This window comes from Cellulomonas sp. IC4_254, from assembly GCF_011603975.1.
Classification (GTDB): domain Bacteria; phylum Actinomycetota; class Actinomycetes; order Actinomycetales; family Cellulomonadaceae; genus Cellulomonas.
Window position 1 is genome coordinate 1 of record NZ_JAANNB010000361.1, and the last position, 1,510, is coordinate 1,510.

The 1,510-nt window shown below is 76.5% G+C and carries 2 protein-coding genes; one reads left to right on the forward strand and one right to left on the reverse strand.

Features of this window, described 5'->3' with window-relative positions; translation table 11 throughout:
* The first annotated feature begins 153 nt into the window (after positions 1-153).
* Entirely contained in the window at positions 154-1,044 is an 891-nt protein-coding gene (locus G6556_RS18770) for a DUF72 domain-containing protein (RefSeq protein WP_166944655.1), read from the forward strand.
* Positions 1,045-1,174: 130 nt separating this feature from the next.
* On the opposite strand, the gene G6556_RS18775 is transcribed toward G6556_RS18770, so the two are convergent.
* The coding region (locus G6556_RS18775; protein ID WP_166944656.1) for a S4 domain-containing protein at positions 1,175-1,510 on the reverse strand (336 nt) is incomplete at its 5' end.

Below are 1,510 nucleotides of genomic sequence, written 5' to 3' on the forward strand. Positions count from 1 at the left end.
GGCGGCAGCGGGGCGGGGTCGGCGTGCACCTGCCAGACATACCGTCAACGGGCGTCCGGCGCGTGTCGAACCGCTGAACGCGCGGCGACGCGACCCGCACGTCACCCGTGCGGACCGGTTGCCGCGCGCCCGGGGCCTGCCTACGGTCCGGCCATGACCTCGACCGTCCGGATCGGCATCTCGGGGTGGCGCTACGCGCCGTGGCGCGGCGTGTTCTACCCGAAGGGGCTGCCGCAGCGCCGCGAGCTCGAGCACGCGTCCCGGCACCTCGGCACCGTCGAGATCAACGGCTCATTCTACGCCCTGCAGCGGCCGGAGTCGTACCAGGCGTGGCGCGCGGAGGTGCCCGAGGGGTTCGTGTTCTCGGTCAAGGGCGGCCGGTTCGTCACGCACATGAAGAAGCTCGCGGACGTCGAGGTCCCGCTGGCGAACTTCTTCGCCTCCGGGGTCCTCGCGCTGGGTCCCGCGCTCGGCCCCGTGCTGTGGCAGCTGCCCCCGAACCTCGGCTACGACCCCGACCGGCTGGCCAGGTTCTTCGACCTGCTGCCGCGGACCACGGGCGCCGCCGCCGAGCTGGCCGCCCGCCATGACGAGCGGCTCGACGACCGGGCCTGGTCCACGACGGACGCCGACCGGCCGCTGCGGCACGTCCTGGAGGTGCGGCACGCGACGTTCGAGACCCCCGAGTTCCCCGCGCTGCTGCGCGAGCACGGCATCGGGCTGGTCGTGGCGGACACGGCCGGGAGGTGGCCGTACCTGGAGGACGTGACCTCGGACCTGGTCTACGTGCGGCTGCACGGCGACTCCGAGCTCTACGTCTCCGGCTACGACGACCCGGCGCTCGACCGGTGGGCGGCGCGGGTGCGCGCGTGGGCCGCGGGCGGCGAGCCGGAGGACGCGCGCCGGCTCGGCCCGCCGGCGCCGCCGGACCCCGGGGGACGCGACGTGTACGTGTACTTCGACAACGACGCGAAGGTGCGCGCCCCGGTCGACGCGATCGCTTTGGCGGCGCGCCTGGGCGTCGGGCCGCTGGCCGGACGCTGACCCGCCCGCCCCTCGCGCCCACGACGCCGTGGGCGGCGAGTGTCCAGAACCAACGGGACGAACCCGCCCGGACCGGGCGAGGTTCTGGACACTCGGCGGACGCGGACGTGGGCTCGCGTGCGGGGGCGGGTCAGCCCCGGCCGCGGAGCCGGTCGATCTCGCGGCGCTCGCGCTTGGTCGGCCGGCCCGCGCCGCGGTCGCGCTGCGCGGCCACCGCCACCTGCGACGGGGGCGGGGGTGCGGGCGTGCGGTCGACGTAGCACCGGGCGGCCGGCTCGGCGCCGACGCGGCGCTCCAGGACGTGCGCGACCTCGACGATCCGCTCGGGTCCCTCGCCGCGGACCCGGACCTCGTCGCCGACCTTCACCGACGTCGCGGGCTTGGCGCGCTCGCCGTTGACCCGGACGTGCCCGGCACGGCACGCGGTCGCCGCCGCGGCGCGGGTCTTGGTGAGCCGCACCGCCCA